The organism is uncultured Sphingomonas sp. (assembly GCF_937859915.1).
Lineage (GTDB): Bacteria > Pseudomonadota > Alphaproteobacteria > Sphingomonadales > Sphingomonadaceae > Solisphingomonas.
In genome coordinates this window covers 21,572-35,199 of sequence record NZ_CALMAW010000009.1, presented here as the reverse complement: position 1 = coordinate 35,199, position 13,628 = coordinate 21,572, and the positions used below count along the sequence as shown (strand labels likewise).

Below are 13,628 nucleotides of genomic sequence, written 5' to 3'. Positions count from 1 at the left end.
CGCGAGGCGCGGCACAGTCTTTTTCCGAGGGTCTCCAGCATGTCCTACCGCCTGGGTGTCGATGTCGGCGGCACGTTCACCGATCTGCTGCTGTTCAACGAGGCCAGCGGCGACTTCTGGCGCCACAAGACGCCGTCGACGCCGCACGACAGTTCGGAGGGCATCCTCACCGGCGTCGAGGCGGTGTGCGCCAAGGCGGGGATCACGGCCAAGGAGATCGTCTACTTCCTCCACGGCACCACGGTCGCGACCAATGCGATGCTGGAGGGCAAGGGCGCGCGCGTCGGGCTGGTGACGACCGAGGGCTATCGCCAGATCATGCAGATCGCGCGCAGCTTCGTCCCCGGCGGTCTCGCCGGCTGGATCGTCTGGCCCAAGCCCGAGCCGCTCGCCCGGCTCGAGGACACGGTCGAGATCAAGGGCCGGATGGACGCCCGCGGCAAGGAACTGCGCCCGATCGACGAGGCCGACATCCGCGCCCAGCTCGAGGCGCTGAAAGCCAAGGGCGTCGAGGCGCTGACCGTCTCTTTGATCAACGCCTATCTCAACGGCGCGCACGAGCTGGCGGTGGCCAAGCTGGCGGCCGAGATCCTGCCCGACGTGCCGATCTCGCTCAGCCACGAGGTTCTGCCCGAGATGCAGGAATATGAGCGCACGCTGACCACGGTCGCCAATGCCGCGGTGCGCCCCGTCGTCGGCCGCTACGTCCGCAACCTGCGCGGCAAGCTCGAGCAGATCGAGATGAAGGGCCGGCTCGCGCTGCTGCGCTCGGACGGCGGGCTGATGTCGTCGGAAAAATCCGAGGAGCAGCCGGTCGCACTGCTGATGTCGGGGCCCGCGGGCGGCGTCACCGGCGCGCTGTGGGTGGCGAAACATGCCGGCCTCAAGAATATCCTGACGCTCGACGTCGGGGGCACCTCGACCGACGTCGCGCTGATCGAGAATGGCGAGCCGCGCCGCGTCCGCACCACCGAGGTCGGCCATCTCTCGGTGCGCGCCTCCTCGCTCGACGTGAAGACGGTGGGCGCGGGCGGCGGCTCGATCGCCTATGTGCCGCAGCTCACCAAGGCGCTGCGGGTCGGGCCGCAGTCGGCGGGCGCCGTCCCCGGCCCCGCCGCCTACGGCAAGGGCGGCACGCTGCCGACCGTCACCGACGCCAATGTCGTGCTGGGCTATCTCCCCGAGAACCTGCTCGGCGGCGCGTTCAAGCTCGATCGCGCCGGCGCCAAGGCGGCGGTGCAGACGATCGCCGACGCGCTCGGCATCGATCTCTACAAGGCCGCGCGCGGCATCATCGATATCGTCAACGAGAATATGTTCGGCGCGCTGCGGATGATCTCGGTGCAGCAGGGCTATGATCCGCGCGAGTTCGCGCTGATGGGCTTCGGCGGCGCGGGTCCGCTCCACGTCAATGCGGTCGCGCGGCTGATGGGCAGCTATCCCGCGGTATCGCCGGTCAGCCCCGGCGTGTTGTGCGCGCTGGGCGACGCGACCACGCGGATGCGCACCGAGGCCGCGCGCTCGCACTCCAAGCTGCGCTCGGCGACCAGCGGCGCCGAGATTCTCGGACTGCTCCAGGAGATGGAGGTGCAGGTCCGCACCACGCTCGCCGCCGAGGGTGTCGCCGACGCCGACGTGATCACCGCCTTCGAGGTCGACGTCCGCTATGCAGGCCAGGCCTTCGAGGTGCCGATGACCGTGCGGTTCGCCGAGCTCGAGGCGACCGGGCTCGACGGCCTCGCCAAGCGCTTCGACGACGAGCATCGCCGGCTGTTCACCTTCAACATGGACAGCGAGCATGAGTTCGTGAACCTGCGCGCGGTCGCGATGGGCCGCGCGCTCGAATTGCCCGCGCTCGAACTGCCCAAGGGCGACGGCAATCCGCACGCCGCCAAGCTGCGCGACCACGAGCTGTGGATGGACGGCGCATCGCAGGCGGGCGCGATCTACGACCGCGCGCTGCTCAAGGGTGGCGACGTCATCCAGGGTCCGGCGATCGTCGTCGAGATGGACTCGACCACGCTGATCGAGACCGCGCACATCGGCACCGTCGACGCGATCGGCAACATCCTCATCACGCCCGCCGCCTGACCGACAGCAGACCAGACAAGGTATTCGCCATGAGCGCCCGCATCGTCCAGTCCAACGCCACCCCCTTCAGCCCCGTCGAGATCGACCCGGTCACGCTCGACATCATCGAGAATGCGCTGCGCAACGCGCGCAACGAGATGGACGCGACGCTGGTCCGCACCGCGATGTCTCCCGGCATCCCCGAGCAGGGCGACAGCTTCCCGCTGATCGCCGATCACAAGGGCCGGATGATCGTCGGCCAATTCGGCTCCTATATCGGCCCGTTCCTCGAAGGCTATGCCGGCACCGTCGAGGAGGGCGACATGATCATGCTGTCCGATCCCTATTCGGTCGACGGCGCGATCAGCCACTCCAACGACTGGCTGGTGCTGCTCCCGGTGTTCAAGGACGGCCGGCTGATCGCCTACACCTCGATGTTCGGCCACATGTCGGACATCGGCGGCAAGGTCGCGGGCTCGATGCCGATCGACGCCACCTCGATCTTCCAGGAGGGGGTGCGCATCCCGCCGGTCAAGATCTGGAAACAGGGCCTCTACAACGCCGACCTCGTCGCGCTGATCATGCACCAGGTCCGCACCCCCGAATGGTGCAAGGCGGATCTGAACGCGCTGGTCGCCTCGTGCCGGGTCGCCGCGCGCCGCGTCGTCGAGATGGCCGAGCGGTTCGGCGACGACGTATTCGTCTCGGCCTGCGAGGAGCTGCTCGCGCGCAACCACCGCGCGATGGCGAGCCTGATCGAGACCGCGGTCGGCGACGAGCCGGTCAGCTTCGAGGACTATATCTGCGACGACGGCATGGGCTACGGCCCGTACAAGATCCGCTGCACGATGTGGAAGGAGAAGGGCCGCGTCGTGCTCGATTTCGACGGCACCGATCCGCAAAGCCAGGCGTCGATCAACTTCTTCCTCAACGAAAACATGTTCCGCATGTTCTTCGGCATCTACATGATCATGGTGTTCGACCCGCAGATCCTGTTCAACGACGGCTTCTACGATCTGATCGACGTCCGCATCCCCGAAGGCTCGCTGCTCAAGCCGAAATTCCCGGCGGCGCTGTCGGGCCGCACCCACGCGCTCGGCCGGATCTTCGACATCCTCGGCGGCCTGCTCGGCCAGAAGACCCCCGAATTCCTCAACGCCGCGGGCTTCTCCTCCTCGCCGCATCTCTTCTATTCGGGCACCGACAAGAGCGGCGAGTGGTTCCAGCTGTTCCAGATCGGCTTCGGCGGCATCCCCGGCCGCCCGCTCGGCGACGGCCCCGACGGCCATTCGCTGTGGCCCAACTTCACCAACGTGCCCAACGAGTTTCTCGAGCGCTACTTCCCGCTGGTGATCGAACGCTATGAGACGGTGGCGGATTCGGGCGGCGCCGGGCTGCACCGCGGCGGCAACGGCATCCTGATGAGCTATCGCTTCCTCGAACCGGGCATGATCGCGATCCACGACGACCGCTGGTTCGTCTCGCCCTGGGGCGTCAATGGCGGCGAGCCTGGCGCCCGCGCGAAGAAGATCCTCGAAAAGCCCGACGGCACGCAGACCGTGGTCGGCAACAAGGTCGAGGATCTCGCGGTCGAGGCCGACGACATCCTCCACTTCATCACCTGGGGCGGCGGCGGCTGGGGCGACCCGCTGGCGCGCGATCCCGCGCTGGTCGCGATGGAGATCGGCCAGGGTCTGGTCACCGTCGCGGGCGCCAAGGCGTACGGTGTGGTGATCGGTGCGGACGGCACCGTCGATGCCGCGGCGACCGAGGCGCTGCGCACGCAGCTCCGCGCGGCGCGTCCCGAGACGCTGCCGCTGTTCAACCATGGTGCCGACATCGAGGCGAAGCGCGCCAATTGCCTGGCCGAGACCGGCCTGCCCGGCCCGATCCAGCCCAAATGGCATGTTCCCGCGCTTGCGGTTGCAGCGGAGTAAGACGCGATGGATGACGCGCTCGACGACGATTACGCCAAAGCCGGCTTCGGTGGCCGCCTCGGCATCGGGGAAAGACCGGCGCTGCTGATCGTCGATGTCTGCATGGCCTATCTCGATCCCGGCTCGCCGCTCTACGCCGGCGTCGAGAGCGCGCTCGCCTCGAACATCCGCTTGGTCGCGGCCGCGCGCGCATCGGGCGTGCCGGTGATCTTCACGCGCGTCGCCTACGGGCCGGGCGGCGCCGACGGCGGGCTGTTCTACCGCAAGGTGCCGGCGCTGAAGGCGTTCCTGCCGGGCTCGCCGCTCGGCGACTTTCATCCCGAGCTGACGCCGGTCGCGGGCGACGTCGTCGTCACCAAACAATATGCCTCGGCCTTCTTCGGCAGCTCGCTCGCCTCGACGCTGAATGCGATGCGGGTCGACACCGTCTTCGTCACCGGCTTCTCGACCTCGGGCTGCGTCCGCGCGACCGCGCTCGACGCGCTGCAGAGCGGCTTCGTGCCGTTCGTGGTGGCCGACGCCTGTGGTGATCGCGACCCCCGGCCCCACGGCGCCAATCTGTTCGATCTGCAGGCCAAATATGCCGAGGTCGTCTCCGAGAAGATCGCGATCGGGCTGCTGTCCGGTCGGACCTGACCGCCTGCGTCTGGCGATCCGCGCGGGCGTCGCGCCTATTCGTCGCGGCGGCTCGGTGCCTCTCGTTGCCTTGGCTTCGATCGGGATCCGCGGCTTCAACCGCGCTCGTCAACCGTCGCTGGATGCCGGATCATGCCCGGCATGACGACGGGGTTTGCCTGGCCGACAGCCCCCTCTCTCACGGAACACCACCGATGCCGCGCTGCGAGCGACGCGAAACGTTCCGCGGCGCCTATCCGACAGGCGGATAGTTTCTAACCGTCTTGCGGATAAATCCGGCTGCAACATAAGCTTCACGAAGTTCACCGAGTCGCAGGAGTTCTTCGTGGAAAAAGGCGTCCCTATCCGCTCGATCAGCCGGTGCATCTCGGTGCTGCAGGCGTTGAACAAACATGGCTCGCTGTCGATGATGGCGATCTCCCGCCAGGGCGAGGTGCCCTACCCGACCGCGTGCCGGATCGTGCAGACGCTGATCGTCGAGGGGCTGATCGAGCAGGAGCCGTCGCGCAAACATTATCGCCCGACCGCGCTCGTCCAGTCGCTCGCGCATGGCTACCGGTCCGACAGCCTGTTGGTCGACGTCGCGCAGCAGCCGATCCGCGAGCTCACCAAGGCGATCGGCTGGCCGGTGTCGATCACGGTGCGCGTCGGCACGCACATGGTGGTGCGCGATTCGACCCATGCCGAGACCGCACTGACCTTCGAGCGCTATTATCCGGGCTATACGCTGCCCTTGCTCGACACCGCATCGGGACGCGTCTGCCTCGCGCAGATGCACCCCGACGAGCTTGAGAACGTGATGCGCTGGCTGGCGGTGACCGACGAGGGCGCCGGCAAGCCGCGGCCGCTGTTCGACTTCGACACCACGCTCAACAGGATTCGCACCGACGGCTATGCCGCGCAGGATTGGGGCCAGCACAATCTGACCCCGGGCAAGACTTCGACGATCGCGGTGCCGATCTTCCGCAACGGCCAGTTCCACGCCGCGCTGACGATGATCTACTTCGCCGCGGCGATGAAGCAGGTGCAGGCGGTGTCCGAACATCTCGGCGCGCTGCAACGCACCGCGCTGCTGATCAGCGGCCTGCTCAGCGACAAGGCCAGCTAAGCCGCGGGGGAAGGGTCGCCCATCGGGCCGCCCCTTCCCCGGCCGTCACACGATCACCGCTTCGTCCGTGATGCTCTTGAGCATCGAGGTGGTCTGCAGATAGTCGCGGCGCGCGGCGGCATTGCCCTGGAGGTCGCGCAGCAGCGCCTCGCGCGCGGCGAAGCCCGCACCGATTCCGGCCTTGTTGGCGATCGTCTGGGTCTGGACGAAGTCGTGGGTGATCGTCCGGCGCTGGCGATCGAACAGATCGAGCTGCCGGTCGGGATCGGCCTGCTCGAGCAGCACCTTCGACAGCTTGTCGATCAGGTTCCAGGCGTCGTGAATGCCCGAGTTCATGCCATAGCCGCCGAGCGGATTGTTGAGGTGCGCGGAATCGCCGATCAGCAGCACGCGCCCGACGCGGAACGTCTTGGCGACGCGCTGGTGGACCCGATAGACCGTGCGGTGCTCGGTCGTGATCGTCGGCGCGTCGGGCCCGAGCAGCTGCCGGAACACCGCATCCTTGCGCGCGTCGCCGAGTATGTCGGGGTCGCCCGTCTCGGCCGATTGCGGCACGAGCACGCGCCACAGCGTCGGCACGCGCAGCAGCACGCACCATTCGGGCGGATCGGCGACGTAGTTGACGTCGGCGACCCAGGGCAGATGCTGCTCGATCGGATAGGCGGTCGACAGCGTCAGGAAGCTCTCGGGATAGGTGAAGCCGTCGAACTCGACGCCGAGCAGCTTGCGGACCAGCGAATTGGCGCCGTCCGCGCCGACCAGATAGTCCGCCCGATAATGTTTGACGTCGATCGGGCCTTCGGCGATCGCCGACACGCCGGCGGCGTCCTGGTCGAAGTGGATGATCCGGCGCGAGAATTCGACATGGGCATTGGGCATCGCCTCGAGCCGGGCGGCGAGCAGCCGCGCGAGCTTGAACTGCTCGCACTGCAGCCGATAGGGGTAGCGCGTCAGGTCGGCGATCTCGCCGAGATCGAGCGCATAGGCCGCGCCCGTCTCCCGGTTGCAATATTGATAGATCGGCGCGCGCAGGCCCTGCGCCTCGAGCTCGTCGATGATGCCGAGTTCGGCCATCATCTCCAGCGTCGGCGGATGGAAGGTCGAGGCGCGCATGTCCTCGAGGCAGTGGCTCGCGGCCTCGAGCACGCGCACCGAAATGCCGCGCTTGGCCAGCGCATAGGCGAGCACGAAGCCGACCGGGCCGCCGCCCGCCACCAGGATCTGCGTATACTCCTCCGACGCGGTGCGCCCGTTCGCGTCGCTCACAGCGCGATCAACCGCATCGTCACCGTCGCCGCGTCCCCACGCGTGGCCCGCGCGGCCTGATAGTCGGGCGATGCGATATAGGCGCGGGCGGCATCGGCATCCGCAAAGCGCGTGACCACGACGCGTTCGCCGATCGTGACATCGCCTTCGAGCGCGTCCGAGACCGCACCCTTCATGACGGACTCACCGCCGAAGCGCTCGCTGAGGCCCGCGACGAGCTTGCCATATTCGGCAAAGCGGGCCGGGTCGTGAATCGTAACCGTCGCGACGATGAAAGCAGGCATCGCATCCTCCCCTGGATTGAAGGATCGTGCTTAGGCAGCGGCACGGGGAATCGATGCCGCGACGCCAACTTTCCCCGACAAGTGGACAGGCCGGCGCCGCATCTCGCTGACTTGACTGCGGGTTTCCCTGCCATGCGGATAAATCCGGCAATGCCCGGACCGATGCGGCGCGAAGGGCTATAGGCGGCCGACCTATGGGAGACCCAGCAATGACGAGCATCCTGACCGCGGTTCGGCCCGCCTCCGCCCGCGCACAGGCGTTGCTCGATGCGCCGCAGGACGCGCGCATGCTGATCGGCGGCGACTGGGTCGGCGCCAGCGACGGCGCGACGCTGCCCTCGATCGACCCCGCGACCGGCGCGGTGATCGGCCACATCCCCGACGCCACCCCCCACGACATCGACCGCGCGGTCCGCGCCGCGCGTGCCGCGTTCGACTCTTGGTCGCAGACGCCCCCCGCCGAGCGCGCCGCGATCCTGTGGCGCATCGCCGACCTGATCGACGCCAACATCGACGAGCTCGCCGAGATGGAAACGCTCGACCAGGGCAAGCCGCTCTACGTCGGCCGCTGGGCGGAGATCCCCGGCGCCGCCGGCCAGTTCCGCTTCTTCGCGGGCCAGGCGACGGCGATCGAGGGGCGCACGATCACGCCGTCGATCACCTACCAGCCCGCCGGCAAGCAGGTCCATGCCTGGACGCTGCGCGAGCCGGTCGGCGTGGTCGCCGCGATCGTGCCGTGGAATTCGCCGCTGGTGCTGACCGCGATGAAGCTGGCGCCCGCGCTCGCCGCCGGCTGCACGCTCGTGCTCAAACCCGCCGAGGACACCTCGCTGACCGCGCTTCGGCTGGCCGAACTGATGGTCGAGGCGGGGCTCCCCGCGGGCGTGCTCAACGTCGTCACCGGGCGCGGCGCGCGATCGGGCGCGGCGCTGGCCGCGCATCACGGCGTCGACAAGGTCGCCTTCACCGGCTCGACCGCGACCGGCCGCGCGATCCTCGACGCCTCGAAGGGCAATCTCAAGCGCGTCACGCTCGAACTCGGCGGCAAGTCGCCGGTGATCGTGCTGCCCGACGCCGATCTCGACCTCGCCATCCCCGGCGCGGCCAATGCGATCTTCTTCAACGGCGGGCAGGTCTGCGTCGCGGGCTCGCGCGCCTTCGTCCACGCCAGCATCTACGACAGGGTGATCGAGGGCCTGTCATCCTATGCCGACGGTCTGCAGCTCGGCCACGGCCTCAATCCCGCGACGCAGATGGGGCCGCTGGTCTCGGCACGCCAGGCCGAGCGCGTCGCCGACTTCGTCGCCGGCGCCCGGACGGCCGGTGCCTCGGTCATGACCGGTGGGGAGCGTAGCGGCGATGCCGGCACCTTCATCCGCCCGACCGTGATCGCCGACGTCTCGCCCGACATGGACGTCGTGCGCGAGGAGATTTTCGGGCCGGTGCTGGTCGTCCAGCGCTACGACGATCTCGACCAGGTGGTCGCGGCCGCCAACGACAGCGTCTATGGGCTCGCCGCCAGCGTCTGGACCGAATCGCTGTCGTCCGCGCATCGGCTGTCGCGGCGCATCCAGGCCGGCACGGTGTGGATCAACTGCCACCTGATGTACGACGCCAGCCTGCCGATCGGCGGCGTCAAGCAATCGGGCTATGGCCGCGACAGCGGCGTCGCCGCGCTCGACAATTATCTCGAGTGGAAGACCGTCTGCGCGGTGCTCTGACCGCCGATCTATCCGCCAGGCGGGGAAGCGCGACAGCGCGCGCGATGGCGGCGAGCGCTCCGCTAGCCTATGCTGCAGCGGCGATCAGGACCGGAACGCGTACCGCCCCGCCGGGCGCGCGGGCGGCGCCGATCGAGACGGAGGACGGACCATGCTCAACACCTTCCAACAGCATTTCCACGACGCGCTGCCGTCGGCGACGCCCGACGAGGCCGCGCGCCAGGAATTCGCGAAAAGCCTCAAGCAGTTCGTGCAGCAGGGCATCCTGCCGGGCCTGGGCCCCGTCTACAAGGCACGCGCCACCGCGAGGTTCGAGCGCGAGACCGGCCGCGCGCCCGCCGATCGCCACGACATCCGCAAGGCGATGACCCCCGATCCCTATTTCCAGCACTATGCCGCGGTGAACCGGATCAGTCAGGAGTTGCTGTGGGACAGCGTGATCGACAGCATCGACCGCGATGCCGATGCGGTCGACGCGCAGGCCAAGGCGGGTTCGGCGAAGAACAAGGGCGAGCTGCGCATCCCCGCCGATTTCGAGGTGCCGCGCTACGTCTCGGCGCTCGACATCCACTGCATGCCCGGCGGCTATAACGGCCGCGGCGCGGACACCGACGGGGTCAGGCTCGGCGCGCTCTACGATCGCGGCGTCTATCTCTATTCGATGGGATACACCGGCCCCGACAATGACGACATGGGCCGGTCGGTCTGCAACTATATCAAGCGCAAGCTCGGCGGCTGGACCCCCAAGCGCATCCTCGACATGGGCTGCACCGTCGGCCATTCGACGCTGCCCTACAAGGAGCTGTTTCCCGACGCCGAGATCTGGGGGATCGACGTCGCCGCGCCGCAGATCCGCTATGCGCACGGCCGCGCCGGCGCGTTCGGGCTCGACGTCAATTTCGCGCAGATGAACGCTGAGCAGACCGCGTTCGAGGACGGCTATTTCGACCTGATCGTCAGCCACATCATGCTGCACGAGACCAGCGGCAAGGCGATGCCCAAGGTGTTCGCCGAATGCCACCGGCTGCTGGCACCCGGCGGCTACATGATCCACGCCGATCTGCCGCCGTTCGACCTGATGGACCCGTTCACCCAGTTCATTCTCGACAACGAGACCTATTATAACAACGAACCCTTCTGGGGCGCGATGCGCGATCTCGACCAGGTCAAGCTCGCGACCGACGCCGGCTTTCCGCCGGAGACGATCCGCTTCGACACCGCGCCGATGGCGGTGATGGAATTCGCCGCCCAGCAAGCCTCGGGCTACAGCCAGGAAGCCGCCGACGCGGTCGCCGACCGTGAGTTCACCGCGGGCGAGTTCGCGCCGGGCGGCGGCTGGGAAGTCCTGATCGCACAGAAGGCCGCCGCATGACCGAGACGATGAACCGCAACGCAAAGGGTAAGCGCCCGCATTTCTACGAGACGCCCGCGCTCGACCAGATGATGTCGATGATCATGGTGCTGGCGAGCGAGGTCTCGGTGCTCGCCGACCATGTCGACTCGATCGAGCGCGTCGCCGCGACCAACGGCCTCGACCTGCGCGCCGGCATCGCCGCGCTGGTGCTCGACCAGACCGCCCTCGAGACGCGCGAAGCGCGCCGCCAGGCGATGCTCGACCGGATGTTCTACCTGATGCGCAAGGAGGCCGCTGAGGCCGCCGCCGCCGAGACCGGCGAAGGCTATTCCTCGGTGATCGCCGAGATCGCGGTCGGATGACGATCACGCTCGACCGTCCCGACCTGCTGCACGCGCTGACCGAGATCGTCGGCGCCGCCAACGTGCTGACCGGCGCGGCGATGCAGCCCTACGCCGAGGACGTGTACCGCAAGCTCGCCGCCCCGCTCGCGGTGGTGCGGCCGGGATCGGTCGAGCAACTGCAGGCGGTGGTCCGCGCGACCGCCGCGACCCAGACGCCGCTGTCGATCCGCGGCGGCGGCGCCTCCTATACCGACGGCTATCTGCCGCGCGAGGAGGGCCATGTCCTGCTCGACCTGGGCGGCCTCGACAGCATCGTCACGATCGATCCGAAGGCCGGCTATGTGACGGTCGAGGCCGGCGTCACCTGGGCGCATCTGCGCGACGAACTCGCCAGGCACGGGCTGCGCACGCCGTTCTGGGGTCCCTTCTCGGGGCTCAAGGCGACCGTCGGCGGATCGATGTCGCAGAATTCGGTGAGCCACGGCTCGGGCGCCTACGGCATCTCGGCGGAATCGGCGCTGTCGTTCGACATCGTCACCGCCGACGGGTCGCTGCTCAGCACGGGCGCGGCCGCCGCCACCGGCAACCTCCCCTTCACCCGCCATTTCGGCCCCGATCTGACCGGGCTGTTCACCGGCGACTGCGGGACGCTCGGCATCAAGGCGCGGATCACGCTGCCGCTGCTCAGGAGCCGTGCGGCGCACCGGCCGATCTCCTTCGCCTTCCCCGATTTCGCAACGATGCACGAAGCGATGCGCCGCGTGTCGCAGGAGCGGATCGAGGATTCGCACTTCGCGCTCGATGCCGCGCTGTCGCAGGGCCAGATCGCCCGGCAGGATCGCGCCGGCGCCGCGCTCGGCATCGCGCTGTCGATCATCAAGAGCTCGCCCTCGCTGGTCGCGGGCCTCCGGCAGGTCGCGCGCGCCGCAGTCTCCGCGCGCAAGGCAATCTCGGGTTCTGCCTATATGGTGCACTATATCGTCGAAGGCTTCGACGATGCCGAGGCGCGCGCGCGGCTGCACCGGATCCGCGAACTGCTCGCCGCCACGGTCGCGAGATCCCCGCGACCGTGGCGGCGGTGGTGCGCGGCATGCCGTTCGCGCCCTTCTTCAACACGCTCGGCCCCGCCGGCGAGCGCTGGGTGCCGCTGCACGGCATCCTGCCGCACGCCAACGTCCAGGCCTTCCATGCCGCGCTCGACGCCTTCTACGCCGCGCGTGCGGAGACGATGAAGGCGCTGGGGGTGTGGACCGGGGGGATGTTCGCGACGATCGGATCGAGCGGCTTCCTCTACGAGATCGCGATCTACTGGCCCGACGTCCAGCAGCCCTATCACCAGGCTGTGGTACCGGCCGACTATCTGTCCGGGCTGCCGACCTACCCCGACAATCCCGAGGCCCGCGCCTATGTTCACCAGTTCAAGGCGGACATGATCGCGCTGTTCGTCGCCCATGGCGCGACCAACTTCCAGCTCGGCAAGGCCTATCCCTATGCCTCCCGGCTGGGCGAGGCGCCGCTGGCGCTGGTCCGCGCGATCAAGGCGCAGACCGATCCCGACGGGCGACTGTCGCCGGGCGGGCTCGGGCTGTAGACACCTCCTGCCGCGCGCAGCGGGGGCGCATGATGATCAGCTATAGTCCAGCTCCGGGCGCGTCCGCTCCTGCTGCGCGGGGTCGGTCTCGACCAGGTTGAGCAGCACGCCGTCGCAGTCGCGGATGCACACCTCGGCCTGCTGGCGGTGCGCCATCACGAAGATCCCGGGCTCGGGCGCATAGGTCGCGCCATTGGCACGTGCCGCCGCCATCGCATCGGCCATCGAGCCGACATAGAAGACCAGCGCGACCTCGCCGACGCGCGCCGGGCCGGTCGCCAGCGGCACCGTCTCCGGATGGAGGCCGTCGTCCATCTTGAACAGCCCGATCATCCCGTAATTGGGGCCCGGCCGCTTGACGATCCGCACCGCCAGCGGCAGCGGCTCGGCATAGCCGATGATCCCGCTCGCCGAGGCGTCTTCGAGCACGCCCTCATAATAGGTCTCGGTCAGCCCCAACGCCCGATAGAAGGCGGTCGCCCGGTCGAGGTCGCGGACGAAGATGGTGCCGCGGATCAGCGCGGAGATGCGGTCGGTCATGGCAGGTCCTTCGGTCAGCGTTCGTCGAGCTCGGCGAGCTCGTACCAATTGTCGATCAGGCTCCACTGCATCTTGAGGAAGACGCAGTCGTGCGCGCGCACCCAGACGTCGGCGGGCGGCCATTCGGGGCTCCAGCGCAGCGCATAGCGGCGCGCCTCGAAGCGGCCGGCGGCGACGACGATCGGCTCATGGCCGACGAACGCCACGTCGATCGCGACCGGCACCCCGTCGAGCCCGACGTCGCCATTGGGCGAGATCGAGTTGGTGATCCCCTGCACCGTGCGGAAGGCGCCGGGCGCGTCCTCGGCGCGCTGGGTCACGATCAGCGCGTCGCCCTGGAGCGGGTGCAGCCCGAGATAGGCACAGCGGGCGTCGGTCGGCAGCGACTGGCCGATCCGCTTGCCGGCGACCAAGCCCTCGACGCGCACCGCATCGTCCTCGACGCCGAACCAGGTCGTCGCCTCGACGACGCCCGCACGGCTGATCCGGCAAAAGGCGTCGAGCGGACGCCAGGCCGGGTCGAGCGACACCGTCACGTCGCGCAGCAGGGCGATGTCGTCCATCTCGCACAGCGCGCGCAGCGTATGGCCGCCGGCATGGTGCGCGATCTCGAACCGCTCGCGCCCGATCACCGCGCCGGAGCCGCCGCGATAGAGGATCTTGCCCGCGGTCAGCGCCGTCAGGGCCGGTGTAGCGATCATCGGGTCGTCCTCTCCGCGGGGCTGTGGCCGCGACCGTACGCCGTGTGCGGCGATCGGCCATCGTCCGGGCCGGCAT

12 protein-coding genes are annotated in these 13,628 nt (G+C 68.6%); 8 read left to right on the top strand and 4 right to left on the bottom strand.

The window, feature by feature from the left end; translation table 11 throughout:
- The first annotated feature begins 39 nt into the window (after positions 1–39).
- The 4 genes from Q0326_RS01405 to Q0326_RS01390 all read left to right on the top strand — a co-directional run bounded on the left by Q0326_RS01405 (position 40) and on the right by Q0326_RS01390 (position 5,751).
- Positions 40–2,091, top strand: a complete 2,052-nt coding sequence (locus Q0326_RS01405) for a hydantoinase/oxoprolinase family protein (RefSeq protein WP_298686300.1) — start codon at positions 40–42, stop codon at positions 2,089–2,091.
- Between the two features lie 29 nt (positions 2,092–2,120).
- Positions 2,121–4,007, top strand: a complete 1,887-nt coding sequence (locus tag Q0326_RS01400) for a hydantoinase B/oxoprolinase family protein (protein WP_298686298.1) — start codon at positions 2,121–2,123, stop codon at positions 4,005–4,007.
- A gap of 6 nt (positions 4,008–4,013) precedes the next feature.
- Positions 4,014–4,643 carry an isochorismatase family protein gene (locus Q0326_RS01395; protein ID WP_298686296.1) on the top strand — a complete coding sequence of 210 codons (630 nt, stop codon included), beginning with the start codon at positions 4,014–4,016 and terminating at the stop codon, positions 4,641–4,643.
- A 325-nt stretch (positions 4,644–4,968) separates the two neighbouring features.
- Complete coding sequence (locus Q0326_RS01390) at positions 4,969–5,751, top strand: IclR family transcriptional regulator C-terminal domain-containing protein (RefSeq protein WP_298686293.1); 783 nt, start codon at positions 4,969–4,971, stop codon at positions 5,749–5,751.
- Between the two features lie 45 nt (positions 5,752–5,796).
- Here Q0326_RS01390 and Q0326_RS01385 read toward each other — a convergent pair whose 3' ends face one another.
- Both Q0326_RS01385 and Q0326_RS01380 read right to left on the bottom strand, forming a co-directional pair.
- Positions 5,797–7,017, bottom strand: a complete 1,221-nt coding sequence (locus tag Q0326_RS01385; protein WP_298686291.1) for an FAD-dependent monooxygenase — start codon at positions 7,015–7,017, stop codon at positions 5,797–5,799.
- Positions 7,014–7,301 (bottom strand): DUF1330 domain-containing protein, encoded by a 288-nt coding sequence (locus Q0326_RS01380; protein WP_298686290.1) that lies wholly within the window; start codon positions 7,299–7,301, stop codon positions 7,014–7,016. The genes Q0326_RS01385 and Q0326_RS01380 overlap by 4 nt, the downstream gene beginning before the upstream one ends.
- Positions 7,302–7,588: 287 nt before the next feature.
- On the opposite strand from Q0326_RS01380, the gene Q0326_RS01375 reads away from it, so the two are divergent.
- The 4 genes from Q0326_RS01375 to Q0326_RS01360 all read left to right on the top strand — a co-directional run bounded on the left by Q0326_RS01375 (position 7,589) and on the right by Q0326_RS01360 (position 11,952).
- On the top strand, positions 7,589–9,022 hold the full coding sequence (locus Q0326_RS01375; RefSeq protein WP_298686321.1) for an aldehyde dehydrogenase family protein: 1,434 nt from the start codon (positions 7,589–7,591) through the stop codon (positions 9,020–9,022).
- Between the two features lie 151 nt (positions 9,023–9,173).
- On the top strand, positions 9,174–10,394 hold the full coding sequence (locus tag Q0326_RS01370) for a class I SAM-dependent methyltransferase (protein ID WP_298686287.1): 1,221 nt from the start codon (positions 9,174–9,176) through the stop codon (positions 10,392–10,394).
- Positions 10,391–10,738 carry a hypothetical protein gene (locus Q0326_RS01365; protein WP_298686285.1) on the top strand — a complete coding sequence of 116 codons (348 nt, stop codon included), beginning with the start codon at positions 10,391–10,393 and terminating at the stop codon, positions 10,736–10,738. Before Q0326_RS01370 ends, Q0326_RS01365 begins: the two co-directional genes overlap by 4 nt.
- Positions 10,735–11,952: an FAD-binding oxidoreductase gene (locus Q0326_RS01360; protein WP_298686283.1), complete on the top strand. Its 1,218-nt coding sequence runs from the start codon at positions 10,735–10,737 to the stop codon at positions 11,950–11,952. The genes Q0326_RS01365 and Q0326_RS01360 overlap by 4 nt, the downstream gene beginning before the upstream one ends.
- A gap of 395 nt (positions 11,953–12,347) precedes the next feature.
- Here the strand turns inward: Q0326_RS01360 and Q0326_RS01355 are convergent, their stop codons facing one another.
- Entirely contained in the window at positions 12,348–12,851 is a 504-nt protein-coding gene (locus Q0326_RS01355; protein WP_298686281.1) for a VOC family protein, read from the bottom strand.
- 14 nt (positions 12,852–12,865) lie between these two features.
- Entirely contained in the window at positions 12,866–13,552 is a 687-nt protein-coding gene (locus Q0326_RS01350; RefSeq protein ID WP_298686279.1) for a hypothetical protein, read from the bottom strand.
- Positions 13,553–13,628 lie beyond the last annotated feature (76 nt).

Coding starts and splice junctions, on each gene's coding strand:
- Q0326_RS01405 (WP_298686300.1), top strand. CDS start 40: ATGTCCTACCGCCTGGGTGTCGATGTCGGCGGCACGTTCACCGATCTG.
- Q0326_RS01400 (WP_298686298.1), top strand. CDS start 2,121: ATGAGCGCCCGCATCGTCCAGTCCAACGCCACCCCCTTCAGCCCCGTC.
- Q0326_RS01395 (WP_298686296.1), top strand. CDS start 4,014: ATGGATGACGCGCTCGACGACGATTACGCCAAAGCCGGCTTCGGTGGC.
- Q0326_RS01380 (WP_298686290.1), bottom strand. CDS start 7,301: ATGCCTGCTTTCATCGTCGCGACGGTTACGATTCACGACCCGGCCCGC.
- Q0326_RS01375 (WP_298686321.1), top strand. CDS start 7,589: ATGCTGATCGGCGGCGACTGGGTCGGCGCCAGCGACGGCGCGACGCTG.
- Q0326_RS01370 (WP_298686287.1), top strand. CDS start 9,174: ATGCTCAACACCTTCCAACAGCATTTCCACGACGCGCTGCCGTCGGCG.
- Q0326_RS01365 (WP_298686285.1), top strand. CDS start 10,391: ATGACCGAGACGATGAACCGCAACGCAAAGGGTAAGCGCCCGCATTTC.
- Q0326_RS01360 (WP_298686283.1), top strand. CDS start 10,735: ATGACGATCACGCTCGACCGTCCCGACCTGCTGCACGCGCTGACCGAG.
- Q0326_RS01355 (WP_298686281.1), bottom strand. CDS start 12,851: ATGACCGACCGCATCTCCGCGCTGATCCGCGGCACCATCTTCGTCCGC.
- Q0326_RS01350 (WP_298686279.1), bottom strand. CDS start 13,552: ATGATCGCTACACCGGCCCTGACGGCGCTGACCGCGGGCAAGATCCTC.